This window comes from Novimethylophilus kurashikiensis, from assembly GCF_003112435.1.
In the GTDB taxonomy this organism is placed as follows: Bacteria; Pseudomonadota; Gammaproteobacteria; order Burkholderiales; family Methylophilaceae; genus Novimethylophilus; species Novimethylophilus kurashikiensis.
This window is the reverse complement of sequence record NZ_BDOQ01000022.1, coordinates 1-17,420: the sequence shown is the minus strand read 5'-3', so window position 1 is coordinate 17,420 and position 17,420 is coordinate 1. Positions and strand designations below refer to the sequence as shown.

Annotated in this window: 16 protein-coding genes, 3 tRNA genes, 1 pseudogene and 1 riboswitch; of the genes and pseudogenes, 16 read left to right on the top strand and 4 right to left on the bottom strand. The window is 59.1% G+C overall.

The genetic code is table 11. The annotated features are described in order from the left end of the window. Positions 1 to 9 precede the first annotated feature (9 nt). The 10 genes and pseudogenes from NMK_RS17320 (at position 10) to NMK_RS18845 (ending at position 8,251) form a co-directional block, all read left to right on the top strand. Entirely contained in the window at positions 10 to 939 is a 930-nt protein-coding gene (locus NMK_RS17320) for a CpaE/TadZ family protein (protein ID WP_227871556.1), read from the top strand. Between the two features lie 17 nt (positions 940 to 956). Beyond that, on the top strand, positions 957 to 1,205 hold the full coding sequence (locus NMK_RS18855; RefSeq protein ID WP_227871555.1) for a CpaE/TadZ family protein: 249 nt from the start codon (positions 957 to 959) through the stop codon (positions 1,203 to 1,205). Between the two features lie 9 nt (positions 1,206 to 1,214). Further along, positions 1,215 to 2,477 (top strand): TadA family conjugal transfer-associated ATPase, encoded by a 1,263-nt coding sequence (locus NMK_RS17315; protein WP_109017031.1) that lies wholly within the window; start codon positions 1,215 to 1,217, stop codon positions 2,475 to 2,477. Positions 2,478 to 2,514: 37 nt separating this feature from the next. Continuing rightward, positions 2,515 to 3,435: a type II secretion system F family protein gene (locus NMK_RS17310; RefSeq protein ID WP_109017030.1), complete on the top strand. Its 921-nt coding sequence runs from the start codon at positions 2,515 to 2,517 to the stop codon at positions 3,433 to 3,435. 2 nt (positions 3,436 to 3,437) lie between these two features. Next, entirely contained in the window at positions 3,438 to 4,358 is a 921-nt protein-coding gene (locus NMK_RS17305) for a type II secretion system F family protein (protein ID WP_109017029.1), read from the top strand. Then, on the top strand, positions 4,355 to 5,131 hold the full coding sequence (locus NMK_RS17300; RefSeq protein ID WP_227871554.1) for a tetratricopeptide repeat protein: 777 nt from the start codon (positions 4,355 to 4,357) through the stop codon (positions 5,129 to 5,131). The genes NMK_RS17305 and NMK_RS17300 overlap by 4 nt, the downstream gene beginning before the upstream one ends. Next, positions 5,128 to 5,397 (top strand): DUF3613 domain-containing protein, encoded by a 270-nt coding sequence (locus NMK_RS17295; RefSeq protein ID WP_109017027.1) that lies wholly within the window; start codon positions 5,128 to 5,130, stop codon positions 5,395 to 5,397. The genes NMK_RS17300 and NMK_RS17295 overlap by 4 nt, the downstream gene beginning before the upstream one ends. Before the next feature lie 40 nt (positions 5,398 to 5,437). Further along, positions 5,438 to 7,000 (top strand): TadG family pilus assembly protein, encoded by a 1,563-nt coding sequence (locus NMK_RS17290; protein ID WP_227871553.1) that lies wholly within the window; start codon positions 5,438 to 5,440, stop codon positions 6,998 to 7,000. A 531-nt stretch (positions 7,001 to 7,531) separates the two neighbouring features. Continuing rightward, positions 7,532 to 7,774: pseudogene (locus tag NMK_RS19115) on the top strand (methyl-accepting chemotaxis protein); the annotation flags it as partial. Beyond that, a complete protein-coding gene (locus tag NMK_RS18845) occupies positions 7,754 to 8,251 on the top strand; it encodes a CZB domain-containing protein (RefSeq protein WP_370849069.1) in 498 nt (165 codons plus the stop codon). The pseudogene NMK_RS19115 and the gene NMK_RS18845, both read left to right, overlap by 21 nt. 78 nt (positions 8,252 to 8,329) lie before the next feature. Here the strand turns inward: NMK_RS18845 and NMK_RS17280 are convergent, their stop codons facing one another. Then, positions 8,330 to 10,474 (bottom strand): adenosylcobalamin-dependent ribonucleoside-diphosphate reductase, encoded by a 2,145-nt coding sequence (locus NMK_RS17280; protein WP_109017024.1) that lies wholly within the window; start codon positions 10,472 to 10,474, stop codon positions 8,330 to 8,332. A 210-nt stretch (positions 10,475 to 10,684) separates the two neighbouring features. On the opposite strand from NMK_RS17280, the gene waaA reads away from it, so the two are divergent. Beyond that, positions 10,685 to 11,932 (top strand): lipid IV(A) 3-deoxy-D-manno-octulosonic acid transferase, encoded by a 1,248-nt coding sequence (gene waaA, locus NMK_RS17275; RefSeq protein WP_109017023.1) that lies wholly within the window; start codon positions 10,685 to 10,687, stop codon positions 11,930 to 11,932. Here waaA and NMK_RS17270 read toward each other — a convergent pair. Genes NMK_RS17270 through NMK_RS17260 form a run of 3 tightly spaced genes read right to left on the bottom strand, consistent with a single transcriptional unit; the run spans position 11,913 to position 14,546 of the window. Beyond that, on the bottom strand, positions 11,913 to 12,470 hold the full coding sequence (locus NMK_RS17270) for a hydrolase (protein ID WP_109017022.1): 558 nt from the start codon (positions 12,468 to 12,470) through the stop codon (positions 11,913 to 11,915). The two genes, waaA and NMK_RS17270, sit on opposite strands and share 20 nt — an antisense overlap. After that, complete coding sequence (locus tag NMK_RS17265) at positions 12,467 to 13,867, bottom strand: TolC family outer membrane protein (protein ID WP_227871552.1); 1,401 nt, start codon at positions 13,865 to 13,867, stop codon at positions 12,467 to 12,469. The genes NMK_RS17270 and NMK_RS17265 overlap by 4 nt, the downstream gene beginning before the upstream one ends. 28 nt (positions 13,868 to 13,895) lie before the next feature. Then, positions 13,896 to 14,546 carry a protein-L-isoaspartate O-methyltransferase family protein gene (locus NMK_RS17260; protein ID WP_109017021.1) on the bottom strand — a complete coding sequence of 217 codons (651 nt, stop codon included), beginning with the start codon at positions 14,544 to 14,546 and terminating at the stop codon, positions 13,896 to 13,898. 64 nt (positions 14,547 to 14,610) lie between these two features. Further along, a riboswitch (TPP riboswitch) is annotated at positions 14,611 to 14,704 on the top strand. Positions 14,705 to 14,771: 67 nt separating this feature from the next. On the opposite strand from NMK_RS17260, the gene thiC reads away from it, so the two are divergent. The 5 genes from thiC to NMK_RS17235 all read left to right on the top strand — a co-directional run bounded on the left by thiC (position 14,772) and on the right by NMK_RS17235 (position 17,364). Then, the gene (gene thiC / locus NMK_RS17255) at positions 14,772 to 16,643 is read left to right on the top strand and encodes a phosphomethylpyrimidine synthase ThiC (RefSeq protein ID WP_109017020.1); all 1,872 of its coding nucleotides are present in this window, start codon (positions 14,772 to 14,774) and stop codon (positions 16,641 to 16,643) included. Between the two features lie 2 nt (positions 16,644 to 16,645). Further along, positions 16,646 to 16,906: a YkgJ family cysteine cluster protein gene (locus tag NMK_RS18840; RefSeq protein ID WP_109017019.1), complete on the top strand. Its 261-nt coding sequence runs from the start codon at positions 16,646 to 16,648 to the stop codon at positions 16,904 to 16,906. 122 nt (positions 16,907 to 17,028) lie between these two features. After that, a tRNA-Tyr gene (locus NMK_RS17245) sits at positions 17,029 to 17,113 on the top strand. A 63-nt stretch (positions 17,114 to 17,176) separates the two neighbouring features. Next, positions 17,177 to 17,250, top strand: a tRNA-Gly gene (locus tag NMK_RS17240). A 39-nt stretch (positions 17,251 to 17,289) separates the two neighbouring features. Then, positions 17,290 to 17,364: transfer RNA gene (locus NMK_RS17235), tRNA-Thr, on the top strand. Positions 17,365 to 17,420 lie beyond the last annotated feature (56 nt).

Genomic DNA, 17,420 nt, shown 5'->3' with positions numbered 1-17,420 from the left:
GAGCCAGTCATGAGCGAGCGCAACAGCTACATCCTGGTTTCGCAACAGCCCGAGTGCAAGACTTGGCTGACCCAGGCGCTGGACGACCACGGCGAACTGATCCCGGTCGATGCGCCGTCTATCGAGCGTGTAGTGCAACTCGCCGATGCTATCGGCGCCGCGGGCATCTTCGTGCAGATGACGTTGGCAGATTACCGGCAGGAGGCCATGCTGATCGAGGGATTGATCGCCGCCAAGCCGATGCTGCCGGTGCTGGTGGTTGCCGAAGCAGTGGAACAGGAGCTCTTGCTGGCGGCCATGCGAGTCGGTGCGAGAGACTTTATCAAGATCGGCACGCGTCCCAGCGAAGTCGTTGCCACGTTGCGCCGTCTGGTGCCCAAGGATGCTGGCGCCCTCAACGGCAGTACAGAAGCCGGCGGTCGCATGACGGCCATCGTCAGTGCGCGGCCGGGTGCCGATGCCCCGACATTGGCTCTGCATCTCGCGCTGGCCTTGCAGGAATCCGGGCCGACGCTGCTGCTCGACCTCGGCGTGCCGCACGGCGATACCATGCTCTACCTGGGGCTGACTGCTTCCTACAATTTCATCGATGCCGTGCGCAGCCTGCATCGCATCGACGCCACCTTGATCGATACCGGGTTCGGCAAGCACAAGAGCGGGTTGGCGGTATTGTCGATGCCGGAGGAGCCGTGGACCGGCGCCCAGTTCACCTCGGCCGACGTTTACATCCTGCTGCGCAAGTTGCGCCAGCACTTCGCCCATATCGTGGTCAACCTTGGCGGCGTGGCACGCTCGGAGTTTCTTACGCTGTTGGTCGGCAACGCCGACAATATCCTCATGTTGATCGAGCAGAGCGTGCCGAGCTGCCGCCAGAACCTGCAACTCCTGACCTTTCTGCGCGAAGAAAAATCAACCTCGACCGTGCCGGGCTGGTGGTAGACCGCTATCTGCCACGCATGCCGCCAGACGCCGATAGCATCGCGCAGTCGTTCGGGTTGCGGTTGATGGGCACGCTCGCCTCATCCGGCATGGCACGGCTCGCCACCATGAACTCGGGCGAAAGCATGTTCGAACTGTCGCCGGGGGATCCTTATGCCGTGAGTGTGCGCAAATTGGCCGAGCACATCCTAGGGCATGCCGCGGGTTCGGGTAAGCGCACCCTGAGCCTGTTGAAGCGCTGGTTGTTCTTGCGGCAAGAGGCGTAAGGGGCAAGCATGGATCTCAAACTCTACGGCTACGATTTCGGCCTCAAGCAGGCGGAGGACTACCAGGAACTCAAATTTCAGCTGCATCGTCACCTCATCGGCGAGATCGAACGGGACCGCATCGCCCTGTTCGACATGCCGCACCAGGAGATCGAAAACTACGTGCGCGACAAGGTCACGCACTACATCGCCGAAAAGCGGCTGCCGGTCAGCGGCTACGATCTCGAGAACCTGAGCGAGGACATGGTGAACGAACTGGCGGGTTTCGGCCCGCTGGAGACCTTGATCAAGGACGAACGGGTCAACGACATCCTGGTCAACGGCGCCCGCCAGATCTACGTCGAGCGCGATGGGCGGCTGGAGAAAACCTCACTGCGCTTTATCGACGACGACCATGTGCTGCGCGTGATCCGACGCATTCTTTCTCATTTGGGAAGGCGCATCGACGAGGCCAGCCCCATGGTGGATGCCCGCCTGCCAGACGGCAGCCGCGTCAACGCCATCATTCCGCCGCTGGCGTTGAAAGGGCCGTGCATTTCCATCCGCAAATTCCGCAAGGATCCATTGCAGGCGGTCGATCTGGTACGTTTTGATACCTTCGATGCGGCCATGCTGAACTTCCTCACTTCGGCGGTAGAAAAACGCTGCAATATTCTGGTGAGCGGCGGGACTGGCGCAGGCAAGACCACCTTGCTCAACGTATTGAGCCGATCCATTCCTCCGGGGGAACGCATCGTCACCATCGAGGATGCCGCAGAACTCCAGCTCGACCACGAACACGTCGTTCAGCTCGAAACCCGCCCGGCCAATATCGACGGCATCGGTGAAGTGGATGCCCGCGACTTGGTCCGGAATGCCCTGCGCATGCGGCCCGACCGCATCATCCTGGGCGAGGTGCGCGGCGAAGAAGTCATGGATGTTTTGCAGGCCATGAATACCGGCCATGACGGCTGCATGAGCACGGTGCACGCGAACAGTCCGGGCGATGCCATGCTGCGGCTGGAGATGCTGGCGGGATTGGCCGGCTTCAAGGGCAGCGAAAACACCTTGCGACAGATGATCGCCGCCGCGGTGGAAATGGTGGTGCAAATCGCCCGCCAGCCCAACGGCCAGCGCAAGGTCATCTCGATCGCCGAGGTATCCGGTGTACGCGACCACCAGTTCGTGCTCAACGAATTGTTCGCTTATGACGTCGCGCGTGGGCAGTTCCATGCCGTCAATACCAATCCCACCAACCCCAAGCTGCGTGAGGCGTTCGGAGGACGCTGGTGAGGATGCCCATATTTAAGCCTCTTAGGAAAGGCGTGCGATGACAGGCGCACTTGCCTGGCTGTTGCTGAGCAGCGCACTCTTGCTGCTGGGGTTGGCTTATTGGCTGTATGCCTCAGGCAATAAGGCGCGCCTGCGCGAGAAGGTCGATCATCACTTCAACCAGGCCCTGCCGCGCGGCGCCACTATTACCGGCCTGCCGCCGGGCAAGCGTTTCACGACTTGGCACAAGTTACGGGCAAGGGCATCGATTTATGCCGGGTTCGAGCTGAAGGACTGGCACTTCCTCGCTATTCCAGCGCTGTTTGTGACGTTTGCCTTGATGGGCTGGTGGTGGATGCGTTGGGTGGGGGCGGTGGTGTTGTTCGGTTCCGCGGTGTTCGTGATCGGATTCCTGGTGCCGTACACCCGCTTGCAGCGGCGCTTGGCCATGATCCGCACCCAGGTGCCGGTTTTCATCGACCAGGTGCTGCGGGCGCTGGGGACGGGCCGCAGCGTGGAAAGCGCCATCCGCCTGGCTGCCGAAGAAGCTGCGGCGCCGCTCAGCCATGTGCTGGAGCGCGTGGTGCGCGCCACCGATCTCGGAGCCGATATGCCGGAAACCCTGAGCGAAGCCGCCGCGCTGCACGGCCTGAAGGAGCTCAACCTGATCGCCCTGGCCATGCGCATCAGCAGTACCTACGGCAGCAGCCCCAAGGAGATGCTGCAAAGCGTAATGCAGATGGTGCGCCAGCGCGAAATGGCGCAGCGGGAGCTTGCGGCGATGACCGGCGAGACGCGGATTTCCGCCTGGGTATTGGGGCTGACGCCCATTGGCATGGCGGGCTACATGATCGTGGCCAACCCCGGTTATCTCGATCTCATGCTGAAAGAGCCCTCCGGGCAGCTCACGCTGGAATTGGCGCTGGGTTTCCAGATCGCTGGTGTGCTGATTTTGTGGCGCATGTTGAGGAGCGTCTGACCATGCTGGCCGGGTGGTGGATTGCCATGACCATGCTGGCTGCGGCCGCGGCCTTGCTGTTGCTGGGAACGCGGCAGGATCGTACCCCGCCGCGCGTCAGCCGGCGTTTTGCAGAGGCGCTGAAAGACCAGGGCATGCATCTCAAGAGCCACGTCTGGCTCGAACGGGAAGATGGCAAGGCACGCTGGCTGAACCGGCTGGAGCGGTTTTCCAGCGGCGAACTCGAGGAAATGCAGCGGCTGCTGGTGCAAGCGGGATGGGGTAACCAGAGTACGCGGCTCTATATGCTGGCCGCTGCCTGGGTGGGACCGCTGGCCTCCGGACTATTGGCTGGGATGTATGCCGGCATGGCGGGCAAGGAGGGCACCGAGGTGCTTTCCTATATGTTGTTCGGCTTCGCCTTGGTGTTCGTCGGCATGCGGCGAGTGCTGCGCTGGCGGGCGGCGCAGCGACGTCGCGCGATCCGCGGAGAAGTGGTGACCTTGCTGCATCTGCTGCGCATGCTGTTCGATGCAGGATTGTCCCTGGAGCACACCTTGCAGGTGATCGACCAACAGGCGCGAAGCCTGATCCCCAACATGGCGGCCGAGCTTGGCGTGGCCCTGGCCCGTATCAAGGCCGGGCAGGACCGGGCCGATGCACTGAGCGATATGGCGGCGCCGCTTGAGGTGCCGGAACTGAGCGATACGGTGGCGATGCTGAAGCAGGTTACGCGCTACGGCGGCAACGTCCGCGATGCGCTGGTGGAATACACCAAGCTGGTGGAGCAGCGCCAGATTTCGGAGCTGCGGGAATACGTGAGCAAACTATCGGCCAAGATGACGGTGGTGATGGTGGTGTTCCTATTCCCGGCGCTCATGATTTTCATCGCCGGGCCGGGGTTCATCGGATTAGCGAGTGCATTGAAGGGAGCGCAGGGATGAGGGCGAAACTATCGAGTTCTATCGTGCTAAGTCTGTTCATGGCTGGTTCGGCCGTTGCAGCAGTGCCCTCCATCGAGGATAAGGCCCCGAAGCAGGCATCCGGCGATTTCTGGCAGGCGGAAAAGGAAGGCGGCTGCAAGGCCTTGCCGGCGGCTGACTCCACCAGGCTCGGGCTGATCCGCCAGATGCTGACGACGGGTAAGCCGCATGCCGCCATCGCGTATCTGGATGCCGCCAAAATCCAGGCACCCCAAGCCGACCTGTTGCGCGCCGACGGACTGCGTCAGACCGGACGGCCGGACGAGGCTGAAACCCTGTATCGGCGGCTCTTGAAAACCTGCGTCGCGGGCTACGCCTATCAGGGCCTGGGCTTGAGTGCTAGCAAGGCGGGCAAGACGCGGGAAGCCGCGGATGACCTCAAGGCGGCGAGTCTGGCCCTGCCCATCGATGCCGCCATCCGCAACGATTACGGCTATGCCCTCATGACGCTGGGCGACACGCAAGCTGCATTGCACGAGTTTCTCACCGCCATCGAGCTTGCACCGGAAAACCGGCTCGCCGCCAACAACCTGGTGATGCTCTTGAGCCGCCTGGGCGATGTCGACAAGGCGCAGGCCATGGCACAACGCTTCGGTATGACCGAGGCCACGCTGGAACGCTTGCGTCTCCTGGCGCAGCAGCCGGCAGCAAACGCGGCTGTCGACGGAGACGCCATCAAGGCGGTCGTCGTCGAGGATGCCGAAACGCTGCCCAAACCGGAGGACTCCAAATGAGACCAAGTGCAAGCTGGATCGCGTTGATCTTGTCGGTACTGGCGATACCGGCCTATGCCGAAGAACCGCCGCCCCCGGCGCAACCCCAGCAGGAACCCCCGGCCACCCGGCAATGGCTGGAATTGCAGCGCTCCGGCCAGGCGGCTTCCCAGCAGCGGCAGACGCTATCGGGCGAAGCCATGAGCAAGATCCACGAGCGCTACATCAAGAGCTTTACCCATCCTATCCCCGCCAGCTACGAGCATGCCCAGGGGAGCAACAAGTAACCCTCGTCGGCAGCGGGGCGCCATCGGCATCTGGGGCGCGATGACGCTGATGCTGGCGGTGGTGTTCACGGCGCTTGCAGTGGATTCCGGCCGGCTGTGGATGCAGCGGCGGCAATTACAGCTGGTGGCCGATATCGCGGCGATCCAGGCGGCCAAGCATATGGGCTGCGGTTTTACGCTGGCCGATGTGCTCGCTGCCGCGCAGCAGGCGGCAGTGAACAACGGGTACAAGGGCAACCTGGGCGCGAGCCCCAACAAGGTCGAACTAGGAAATGTCGCGACGGTCGGCGGCATCCGGCAATTCAGCGCGGGAGCGGGCCAGGAAGCCGTGCATGTCTATGCCACCCAGACGGTTCCGGCTAGCTTGGTGGCCGGGGGCATGTTTACTAGCAAAATCACCTTGCATGCCGAAGCCGTGGCGAGCGCCAATCCACCCATCGCAGCGTTTAGTGCCGGGAGCTTTTTGGCACGCTTGACGACGAATGACGATGCAAGTCTGCTTAATGGGCTGATGGGCAACCTCCTCGGCAGCTCGCTCAACCTGGATTTGGTTTCGTATCAAGGCATCGCCGCCAGCGATGTGACGTTGCTGGGCTTGCTCAAGGCGCAGAACCAGGTGGGTACGGTGGATGAACTGCTCGCAAGCAACATGTCGCTCGCCGACTTCGCGCAATTGACGGCGACGGCCATGAGCAATTCCGGCACTGCAAATGCGCAAGCCGTTGCAGCTATGCAGCAGCTAGCCAGCGCAACCGTGAGCAATTTGAGCTTGAACGTGGGCGATGTGCTGGCCGTGACCTCGCCCGACAAGCAGGCGGCAGGTAACGTTAACGTCAACGCCTTGTCGCTGATCATGACGGCCGCTATGGTGGCGAACGGCCAGCATGCCCTGACCTTGCCGCTGGCCGTCTCTGTCCCGCCCATAACCAGCGTTAACGCACTAGTGACCGTCATCGAACCGCCGCAGTTGGCGATCGGCCCGGCCGGCAACAATGGCGTCATGTGCACCACGCTGCATACGGCGCAAATCCGGGCGCAAGCCGGGGTGAAGGTCAATCTTGCGCTGGCGGCGATCGATCTGGCGTTGAAGTTGGAAGTTGCACAGGGAAGTGCCGGTCTCGAGAGCATTACCGATAGCGGCGGCAATACGGAAGTGCAGATCGCCGCGACACCTGGGATAGCAAGCCTCGCACTTACCGGGTCCAACGGCACGGGTACGGCGCAAATTACGACACTGCTTGGCATCCCCATCGCTAATCTCGGCCTCAACCTGCCGATCCAGGCTTCCGCACAAACCCTGGTTTACGACGTGCCGCATCCAGTGACCGATAACCTGCCGCAAACACAGACAGTCAGCAGCCCGGTTGGAGGTAGCCTTGAGAACGCCTTGTCGCAGTCCAATGCCTTGACTGTTACGGTGCTCGGCATCGGTGTCGGCGGGTTGGTCAACAGTATGGTCAATTCCGTGGTGAGCCCCTTGCTGGGCCAGATCGGCAAGACCTTGCTCGACCCGTTGCTGGATATGCTCGGTCTCCATGTTGGCGGTATGGACGTCACACTCGACGGTGTGCAATGGCGGCAAAGCAAGCCTTTGATTATATAAGCTCTAGGATACTTCCTAGGATTTGGAGTACACTCGAAGCTCGGTTCCACCGACGCAATGAATAATAAAAGAATGCCCTGCAACTAAAACAAGGAGCCGGCTTAATAACTAAAGATCGGGGAGGTCCGTAGTATGTTTTTTTTCAACAAGAAGCAGTCCGTGCAAGATCAGTTAGAGATCGCGAGGCTGCGGTCCGAATTGCAGACACGCGACACGGCGTTGGCTCAAGCCCAGCAGCAGCTGGAAATTGCCGAAGCTCGCGCAACAGACTGCCAGCGTCGCCAGGACGAACTCAAGGCGCTGATTTCCAATTTCTCCACCTTCGCCGTTTCGCTGGGCGAAACGCAATCTTCTCTCGGCACTCTTGCCGAAGCGATGCGCGCTGAAAAGGAGCGGGCGGTCGAAGCGCAAGATGTCACCGAAAACAGCCGCGAATCCATTGACCGCATTGCCGCCAATCTTTCCACGTTGGCTTCGTCTTCACAGGGTGCTGCGCAGCAAGTGGGGCAGTTGGCCAGCCGGGCGCAGGAAATCAGCGCGATTGTGCAAATGATCAAGGAGATTGCCGACCAGACCAATTTGCTGGCGCTTAATGCCGCGATCGAGGCGGCGCGCGCTGGGGAGGCCGGGCGCGGATTTGCCGTGGTGGCCGATGAAGTTCGCAAGCTGGCGGAACGTACCGCCACGGCGACATCTGAAATTACCACGCTGGTGGATCAGATTTCTCAAGCCAGCAGCATGAGCCGCGACCGCATGGACGAATTGGCCGAACATTCCGCGGTATACAGCAAGGATGGCGAAGCTGCGGCCGGCGCCATGCGCCAGTTGCTGGATATCTCCAGCAACATGGAGTACACCAGCGCAGCCTCGGCGCTTCGCGGGTTCTGCGAATTGGCCAAGGTGGACCACCTGATTTTCAAGTTCCGGGTTTACCGCGCCTTGCTGGGGCTTTCGGATGAGCATGAAGGGGCTTTTTCCAGTCACCGGGAATGCCGGCTGGGCAAGTGGTATTACGAGGGCGAGGGCAAGGCCTGTTTCGATAAGCTGCCCGGCTACCAGGACGTCGAACCGCCGCATGTTCGCGTGCACAATGCTGCGCAATCTGCTGTCCGTGCCGCGAACAGCGGCAACATGAATCTGGCCATCCAGGAGGTGGCCGAGATGGAAACGGCCAGCCTGGCCGTGTTGGCCTCCCTGGAAAAAATGGCGGCTAGCGGCGAGGAAAGTGCCGATTTGCTGTGCGAACACTAAGCCAATAAAAGCAGCACATAACAACAAAAAGGGCCTGCAATTGCAGGCCCTTTTTGCGTTCGGTATTAAGGCTAAGGCTTAGAACTTGCCGTAGTAGCCTTCCTTCAGCGCATCGTACAAGTTTGCTGCGGTATGGATCTCGCCGTCGTACTCAATTTCCTCGTTGCCCTTGGCTTCGACCACCGTGCCGTCTTCCAGCGTGAACTTGTAGGTGGTGTTTTCCAGGTCCTTCTCGGTGACCAACACGCCCTGGAAGGCCTCCGGGTTGAAGCGGAAGGTGGTGCAGCCCTTCAAGCCCTTTTCGTAGGCGTAGAAGTAGATGTCCTTGAAATCTTCGTACGGATAGTCGGTCGGTACGTTGATGGTCTTGGAGATCGAGCTGTCGATCCACTTCTGCGCGGCGGCCTGGATATCGACGTGTGCCTTGGCGGCAATGGTGGATGAATCGACGAAGTACTCCGGCAGCTTTTCCTCTTCCTTGTCCGAGAACGGCATGGCGTTGGCGTTGATCAGCTCGCGATAGGCCAGCAACTCGTAGGAGTAGACGTCGACCTTTTCCTTGGATTTCTTGCCTTCGCGGATCACGTTGCGGCTGTAGTGATGTGCGAACGATGGCTCGATGCCGTTGGAAGCGTTGTTGCCCAAAGACAAGGAAATCGTGCCGGTCGGGGCGATGGAGCTGTGGTGCGTGAAACGCACGCCCTTCTCGGAAATGGTCTTGCCCAGCCTCTTGGGAAACTGTTGCATGTAGCGGCTATAGAGTCCGAGCAGTACCTTGCCCTTCACCTTATCACCCAGCTTGATGCCGTCTTTCTTCATTTCAGGACGCTTGGCCAGCATGTCGGCGGTGACTTCGAACTCCTCATCCATGATGGGCGCCGGGCCTTTTTCATCGGCGAGTTCCACGCCCACTTCCCAGCCGGTTTCGGCCATCACACGGGTGACTTCTTCCGTGAAGGTCAGCGAGTCCGGCGAGCCGTAAGGCATCTTGAGCATGGTCAGCGTGGAGCCCAGGCCCAAATAGCCCATGCCGTGGCGACGCTTGCGCATGATTTCCTGGCGTTGCTGCTCGAGCGGCAGGCCGTTTACTTCCACCACGTTGTCCAGCATGCGGGTGAAGATGGCGACGACTTGCTTGTACTCGTCCCAGTCGAAGCGGGCGTTCTCGGTGAACGGATCGCGTACGAAGGTGGTGAGATTGACCGAACCCAACAGGCAAGCACCATACGGGGGTAGCGGTTGTTCGCCGCAGGGATTGGTCGCACGGATGTTTTCGCAGAACCAGTTATTGTTCATCTCGTTGACCTTGTCGATCAGGATGAAGCCCGGCTCGGCGAAGTCGTACGTGGACGACATGATGACGTCCCACAGGCGGCGTGCCTTGATGGTCTTGTAGACGCGGCAGGCGGTCTTACCGTCGGTGTCGCGCGTCAGGTATTTGCCCTTGACCGGCCACTCGCGCCAGACCACTTGCGTGGCGTCGTCCAGATTGAGTCCGTCGGCTTCTGCTTCTTTCTTGGTGACCGGGAAAGCGAGCTTCCACTCGGCGTCGGCTTTCACCGCTTCCATGAATTCGGCGGTGATCAGCGTTGACAGGTTGAATTGGCGCAGGCGGCCCGCTTCGCGCTTGGCCTTGATGAAATCGGCTACGTCAGGGTGGGAAATGTCGAACGTTGCCATCTGTGCGCCGCGGCGACCGCCGGCGGACGAGACGGTGAAGCACATCTTGTCGTAGATATCCATGAAGGACAGCGGGCCGCTGGTGTACGCGCCAGCACCGGCAACGAAGGCGCCTTTCGGACGCAGGGTAGAGAATTCGTAGCCGATACCGCAACCGGCTTTCAGGGTGAGGCCGGCTTCGTGGACTTTCTCCAGGATGCCGTCCATCGAGTCTTCAATGATGCCGCTGACCGTGCAATTGATCGTGCTGGTGGCCGGCTTGTGTTCCAGTGCGCCGGCGTTCGAGGTAATGCGGCCGGCAGGGATGGCACCGCGACGCAAGGCCCACAGGAATTTGTCGTACCAGTGCGTGCGTTTTTCCTCGGTGGTTTCCACTTCCGCCAAGGCGCGGGCAACGCGCTGATACGTGTCGTCGATATCCTTGTCTATTATTTCGCCCTGCTTGGATTTCAGGCGGTATTTTTTATCCCAGATATCAAGCGAGACGGGTTGCATGGGAACCTCTTTTTCCAATTCCTGATCGAGTTTCACAGCCTTCAGCATGCCTATCTTCCTTCCCTGCTTGTATTGTTGAGGTGTGGTTTGATACAACAATCTAAACCACAAGATATTGTGATGAGATGAAACATTAAACCCTTTAGGTTGTGCCAGTCAAGCTATGAATGATGTGAAAAATCTGCTAGGGCCCGGCACTTAAACAACCGTCGAACGGCGCGCACGGGCGATGGTCGTGTATGAGAGAATGCCGAACCTATGGGACGACTTCTTTACACCGCTTTGCTCTGGATGTTGCTGCCGCTGGTGCCATTGCGCCTGCTGTGGCGTGGACGTCGTCAGCCGGAGTATTTAGACCACATCGGCGAACGTTTCGGGCGCTACGATGTGCAGCCTGCAAGACCGGTAATTTGGCTGCATGCGGTCTCTGTGGGCGAAACCCATGCCGCCGCGCCGCTCGTGAAGTTGCTGAAGGAGCGCTACCCACAACATCTAGTGGTCTTGACGCACGGTACTCCGACCGGCCGTGCCGCCGGTCAGCAGCTGTTCGGCGACACCGTGAGGCAAGCTTACTTGCCTTACGATCTGCCGTTTGCGGTGCGTGGATTTCTCAATCACTTCAAGCCGCAACTCGGCCTCATCATGGAAACCGAGCTGTGGTTCAACCTGATCGCCGCCTGCCGCGCACGCAAGATGCCGCTCCTGCTGGTGAACGCGCGACTTTCGGCCAAATCTGCCAAGGGGTATGCCAAGCTGGGATGGCTGGTGGAAGAGGGGCTGACCGATCTTGCAGCTATCGCCGCCCAAACCGAGGCGGATGCGCAACGGCTATGCGACTTAGGCGCGCCTGAGGTGATGGTCACCGGGAACTTGAAGTTCGACGTAGCGGCGCCCGCTGGTGAGCGGGAACATATCGGCCATCTATGCGGTGGGCGGTTGGTATTTCTTGCGGCGAGCACGCGCGAAGGAGAGGAGCCGCTGGTGCTGGAGGCGTTCAGGCGCGCAGCTATTCCCGGATTGCTGCTGGTGCTGGTACCGCGTCATCCGCAACGCTTCGACGAAGTGGCCGGATTGTTGGAAGCACAAGGCGTAAGTTATCAGCGACGTTCGCAAAACGTGCCGGTGGGGGATGTGGACGTCCTGCTGGGCGACAGCATGGGCGAAATGGCGGCTTATTACGCGGCTTGCGATGTTGCGTTTATCGGCGGTAGTTTGCTGCCGCTCGGCGGGCAGAACCTGATCGAGGCCTGTGCCCAGGGCAAGCCTGTGATCGTCGGACCGTATACGTTCAATTTTGAGGAAGCCGCCTCGCAAGCCGTGATGCAGGGCGCTGCTGTCAGGGTCTGGGATGTTTCCGGGCTTGCGGGGGAAATCCGGCGGCTTGCCGAAGATTCGCGCGCGCGGCGCGAGATGGGGGACGCAGGATTGAAGTTTGCTGCTGCCAATCGCGGCGCGGCCAAGCGCACCTTGGTCTTGATCGAGAAGTTTATCGAACCAGCCGGCTAATCGTCTTGAACGCCTCGCCCTCGGCGATCTTAAGCCACTCGAACACGACGGATTCCGTATTGCTGACGATGACTCCCGCCTGTGCCAATCGCTGCATGGCATTGGTTTGATGGGCGGAATTGCGCGATAGCACAGCATCTTCCACCACGAATACCGTCTTGCCTTGCGCTTTCAATTGCAACGCCGTTTGCAGCACGCAAATGTGCGCTTCCATCCCGGCCAGGATGACCTGCGGCCGATCCGCGGCGAGTCGCGCTTGAAACTCCATGTTTTCGCAGCAGGAAAAACAACGTTTTTCCACAGCGCCGCTCGCCGGGATCAATGAGTTCAGCTCCGGCACAGTATGACCCAACCCCTTGGGGTATTGTTCGGTCACAACGGTCGGTACGGAGATGAGTTGTGCTGCTTGGAGCAGGATGTTGCAGTTGCGGACGACTTGCTTCAGGGCATCTTGGGTCATGGCGGCAGCAAGGCGCTCCTGTACGTCGATGACTATCAATTGGCTGGCGTCGACTTGCGCCAGGGCTAACGACGTCATGGCCTGCTCAGCATTTGATCGATTTCGCCAAGGTCGGCCTCAGTCAGCAGCCCGGAGGCCGATTTCAGCTTGAGCTTTGATAGCAGCACGTTGTAGCGCGCTTGCAACAGGTCGCGCTTGGAGGTGAATAGTTGCTGCTGGGCGTTAAGCACGTCTACGCTGGTGCGGACGCCGACTTCGTAGCCCAGTTGGGTCGATTCGAGCGAGGTTTGACTGGAGTTCAGCGCCTGCTCATAGGCGGATACCTGAGACAGTCGGCTGGTGAAATCTAGGAAGGCCTGCCGGACGTCGTAATCAACCTGGCGACGCGCGGCTTCGAGATCGTCTCGCGCTTTCTGCTGGTTTGCCACCGCCTCGCGTTCGCGGGAAGTGATGGCGCCCCCCTGATAGAGCGGGACTTGCACTTGCAGGCCAATGTCTGCGGTTGAAATGCTATTGCGGTATTGTGGCCCGTTGATGGAGCCGCTGTTGTCTTGCCCGTTGTAATTGGCGACCAGGTCGAGCGTGGGATAGTGTCCGGCGTGGGTTTTTTCCACTTCCTGGTTGGCGATCTCCAAAGCGCGCTGCTGGATCTTCAGTTTGAGGTTTTCGCGCTCGCCGATTTCAACCCACTGATCCATGCTCGCCGGATCAAGCGGCTTGAACTGAGGCTTTGTATTGAGGATGGCAATGCGCGTAGGCAATTGGCCGATAATGCGCTGCGTGGCTTGTTTCTTGACCTCCAGGTCGTTACGAGCGGAGATGCCTTGCGCCACCACGAGGTCGTACCGTGCCTGGGCATCGTTGACGTCGGTAATGGTGGCCGTGCCTACCTCGAAACTGACCTTGGCCTGCTCAAGCTGGTTTGAAATGGCCGCTTTTTGCGCCTCATTGAGGTCGATCGTGTCTTGCGCCAGGAGCATGTCGAAATAAGCTTGCGCCAGGCGCAGGATGAGATCCTGCAGTGCGAAGCCCAGCTGGTCGTCCGCCTGCGCTACCTGAATTTTGGATTGCTCGTAGTTGACGGAATTTTGCTTGCGATATAGCGGCTGGGAAATGCTCAGCTTGTAGCTGTAGGTGTGGTAGTTCTCTGTCTCGCTAATGCCGGAAGTGCTCCGGGCATTGTTGATCAAGGCATGCTGTCCTGGGTATTCCGCATCGCTGAACGTTTGAGTCGCAGAGCCTCCCAATGTGACGGACGGCAGCAGTAGGGCTTTGCCCTGAACAGCCTTTTCCTGGGCCGCCGTATTGCTCGATTGTGCCGATGCCCAGGTTGCATCGTTGGCCTTCGCTAATTGAAAAAGATCGAGCAGCGATTGCGTTTCAGGGCTTGCAAACGTGTTATTGACGGCGAACGAGGCGATGCAAAAGACGACTAAACGGGACGTTTTTTTGATCTTGTATGGTAAATCGGTCACAGGCTGTTCTTTTGGTTCTGCTCAGGTTTTAGAAAGCAAAGCGGGTAGGTTGCGGCGCGTTTTTCAATGCCGGGACGCTGGTCTCGAACAAGGTTGTGCGTTGATAAGCACCCGGTGCCTGGCAAGTTGCCAGCATGGCCTCCATGGCCGGACCCTCGCCGACGACAGCCAGCAGTCGTCCGCCCGGTTTGAGCTGACGGAGAAAATCCTCGGGGAACAGCGGTACCGAACCGGTCAGCACGATGACATCGTAAGTCTTGGCATCCCAGCTGCGAGCGCCGTCGCCGACTTCCAGCGTGATATTGGAAATGCCGTGGGTGCTGAGCCTTTGCGCAGCGCGGTGGCTGAACTCCTGGACGATCTCGATGCTATCTACATGACTAGACAGCTTTGCCAGCAAAGCCGTCATGTAGCCGCTGCCGGTGCCGATTTCCAACACGGAGTCGCTGGGCTTGAGTGCCAAGGCTTGCACCATGCGCGCTTCCAGCTTGGGAGAGAGCATGGATTGCCCGTGGCCGAGCGGGATTTCCAGGTCTGCGAAGGCCAGGCCTTTGTAATGATCGGGTACGAAATCCTCGCGGGGAACCTGATGGAGCAGGTCCAGCACGACGGGGTCGAGGACTTCCCAGGTCCTGATTTGCTGCTCGATCATGTTGAAACGGGCTTGTTCTAGATTCATGCCGCTACCTATTCCCTTAAAGCGAGTCGATCTTGCAATTATTCCATATTTAAAGTACTTTGGCAGGCATTGCTGGGGGTCTGCCGCGACGGCAGTGAGAGATACCCTTCGAACCTGATGCGGGTCATGCCGCCGTAGGGAAGCAGCGAAGCTGCTTCACTTTAAATCAACAGAACAAAGTGAAGCAGTGTCCCACTGCTCCTTACGTTCTTCCTGGAGCACCTGATGAACGCCAATCCCAAATTCCTCAATGCCACCGCTGAGCTTGATCCGGAGGCAGTCAAGACATTCCCGAAATCCCGCAAGGTCTACGTGACCGGCAGTCGTCCTGATATCCGCGTGCCTTTCCGCGAAGTGAGCCTGTCCGATACGCCTTCCGCTTTCGGCGCTGAAAAGAACCCGCCGGTCGTGATCTACGATACCTCCGGTCCATATACCGACCCGGCAGCTGAGATCGATATCCGCAGCGGCTTGCCCGAGCTGCGCGCCAAGTGGATCGAAGAGCGCAACGATACGGAAAGGCTGTCCGGCCCCACCTCTACCTATGGCCATCAGCGGAAGACCGATCCTGAATTGGCTGAGCTGCGTTTTAACCTGATGCGCTCACCGCGCCGCGCAAAGGCTGGTCAAAATGTGACCCAGATGCACTATGCACGCCAGGGCATCATCACGCCGGAAATGGAATACATTGCCATCCGCGAAAATCAACGCCGCGAAGGGTTGAGCGAGCTTCTCCTCAAGCAGCATCCGGGCCAGAACTTCGGTGCTGCAATTCCCGCAGTCATTACCCCTGAATTCGTGCGCGACGAAGTGGCTCGCGGCCGTGCCATTATTCCCGCCAACATCAACCATACCGAATTGGAGCCGATGATCATCGGTCGCAACTTCCTGGTGAAGATCAATGCCAATATCGGTAACTCCGCGATTACTTCCGGCATTGCCGAGGAAGTGGAGAAGATGGTGTGGTCGATCCGCTGGGGCGGCGATACGGTGATGGACTTGTCGACCGGCAAGAACATTCACGAAACACGCGAATGGATCATCCGTAATTCGCCCGTACCCATCGGCACTGTGCCGATCTATCAAGCCTTGGAAAAGGTTGACGGCAAGGCTGAAGAGCTGACCTGGGAAATTTTCCGCGATACCTTGATCGAGCAGGCCGAGCAGGGGGTGGATTACTTCACCATCCACGCAGGTGTTCGTTTGCCATACATCCCGATGACGGCCAAGCGCATGACCGGCATCGTTTCCCGCGGCGGCTCCATCATGGCGAAGTGGTGTCTCGCACACCATAAGGAGTCTTTCCTTTACGAGCACTTCGAAGACATCTGCGAGATCATGAAGGCTTACGACGTGAGCTTCAGTCTAGGCGATGGCTTGCGTCCGGGTTCCATCTACGATGCCAACGACGAGGCGCAATTTGCCGAACTGATCACCTTGGGCGAATTGACCAAGATTGCTTGGAAGCATGACGTGCAAACCATGATCGAAGGCCCAGGCCATGTGCCCATGCACATGATCAAGGAAAACATGGACATGCAGTTGAAGCACTGCGACGAAGCACCGTTCTATACATTGGGGCCGCTGACCACCGATATTGCGCCGGGCTACGACCACATTACCTCGGGCATCGGTGCCGCCATGATTGGCTGGTACGGCTGCGCCATGCTGTGCTATGTGACGCCTAAGGAGCATTTGGGTCTGCCGGATAAGGAAGATGTGCGCGAAGGCATCATCACCTACAAGATCGCAGCGCATGCTGCCGATCTCGGCAAGGGGCATCCGGGTGCGCAGATTCGCGACAATGCGCTCTCCAAGGCGCGCTTCGAGTTCCGTTGGGAAGATCAATTCAATCTCGGCCTCGATCCTGAGAAGGCCAAGGAGTTCCACGACGAGACGCTGCCGCAGGAGGGGGCCAAGCAGGCGCACTTCTGCTCCATGTGTGGCCCGCATTTCTGCTCCATGAAGATTACCCAGGATGTGCGCGATTACGCTGCCAGCCAGGGTATTTCAGAACAAGAGGCCTTGAATAAGGGCATGCAGGAAAAAGCCGTGGAATTCGTCAAGAAGGGCGCTGAGGTTTACCAAAAGGCGTAACCGTGGAATGTCGTGAGGGGTGCGGTGCCTGCTGCATCGCCCCGTCTATTGCTTCACCCCTGCCTGGGATGCCGGCTGGAAAACCGGCGGGTGTTCCCTGTATTCAGCTCACCGATGATCATAAATGCGCCGTGTTCGGCCGGCCTGAGCGGCCGGCTTTTTGCGGAGGCTTGCGCCCGTCTGCCGAGATGTGCGGCGACCGTAGGGGGTATGCATTGCTTTGGCTGACGGCGCTTGAGCATGCCACATCACCAGGTTCCTGAGTGTGGTGTTGTGTCCAGATTTCTTGTAGTTATTAGTGATTAGCCTGGGTGTGCGGCAGAATACAAATAGTGTTTGACAGGGGCATAAATGCTCGACATAATAGCGGGCTGTTGTCGCTTCTGGAGGGGTTCCCGAGCGGTCAAAGGGATCAGACTGTAAATCTGACGGCTCTGCCTTCGAAGGTTCGAATCCTTCCCCCTCCACCAATCGCGGCAAAATGAATGTTGGAGCCAGTGAGGGCGTTCGTAACTGGATTTCGGTTGCGGTTTGCGGGTGTAGCTCAATGGTAGAGCAGAAGCCTTCCAAGCTTATGACGAGGGTTCGATTCCCTTCACCCGCTCCAAAAGATTTGTTGCTTGGTGGTTTAGGCTGCCGAATAAGCGCCCATGTGGCTCAGTGGTAGAGCACTCCCTTGGTAAGGGAGAGGTCGCGGGTCCGATTCCCGCCATGGGCACCATTTTTATTGTTTGTTGCATCGATTAGTGAGGGGTAGATCATGGCAAAAGGCAAGTT

Bases quoted from the DNA above. Each gene is read 5' to 3' on its own strand.
- NMK_RS17315 (WP_109017031.1), top strand. From the start codon at position 1,215: ATGGATCTCAAACTCTACGGCTACGATTTCGGCCTCAAGCAGGCGGAG.
- NMK_RS17310 (WP_109017030.1), top strand. From the start codon at position 2,515: ATGACAGGCGCACTTGCCTGGCTGTTGCTGAGCAGCGCACTCTTGCTG.
- NMK_RS17320 (WP_227871556.1), top strand. From the start codon at position 10: ATGAGCGAGCGCAACAGCTACATCCTGGTTTCGCAACAGCCCGAGTGC.
- NMK_RS17270 (WP_109017022.1), bottom strand. From the start codon at position 12,470: ATGACGTCGTTAGCCCTGGCGCAAGTCGACGCCAGCCAATTGATAGTC.
- NMK_RS17290 (WP_227871553.1), top strand. From the start codon at position 5,438: ATGACGCTGATGCTGGCGGTGGTGTTCACGGCGCTTGCAGTGGATTCC.
- NMK_RS17280 (WP_109017024.1), bottom strand. From the start codon at position 10,474: ATGCTGAAGGCTGTGAAACTCGATCAGGAATTGGAAAAAGAGGTTCCC.
- thiC (WP_109017020.1), top strand. From the start codon at position 14,772: ATGAACGCCAATCCCAAATTCCTCAATGCCACCGCTGAGCTTGATCCG.
- NMK_RS18845 (WP_370849069.1), top strand. From the start codon at position 7,754: ATGGACGAATTGGCCGAACATTCCGCGGTATACAGCAAGGATGGCGAA.
- NMK_RS17295 (WP_109017027.1), top strand. From the start codon at position 5,128: ATGAGACCAAGTGCAAGCTGGATCGCGTTGATCTTGTCGGTACTGGCG.
- NMK_RS17300 (WP_227871554.1), top strand. From the start codon at position 4,355: ATGAGGGCGAAACTATCGAGTTCTATCGTGCTAAGTCTGTTCATGGCT.
- NMK_RS17260 (WP_109017021.1), bottom strand. From the start codon at position 14,546: ATGAATCTAGAACAAGCCCGTTTCAACATGATCGAGCAGCAAATCAGG.
- NMK_RS18855 (WP_227871555.1), top strand. From the start codon at position 957: ATGCCGCCAGACGCCGATAGCATCGCGCAGTCGTTCGGGTTGCGGTTG.
- waaA (WP_109017023.1), top strand. From the start codon at position 10,685: ATGGGACGACTTCTTTACACCGCTTTGCTCTGGATGTTGCTGCCGCTG.
- NMK_RS17305 (WP_109017029.1), top strand. From the start codon at position 3,438: ATGCTGGCCGGGTGGTGGATTGCCATGACCATGCTGGCTGCGGCCGCG.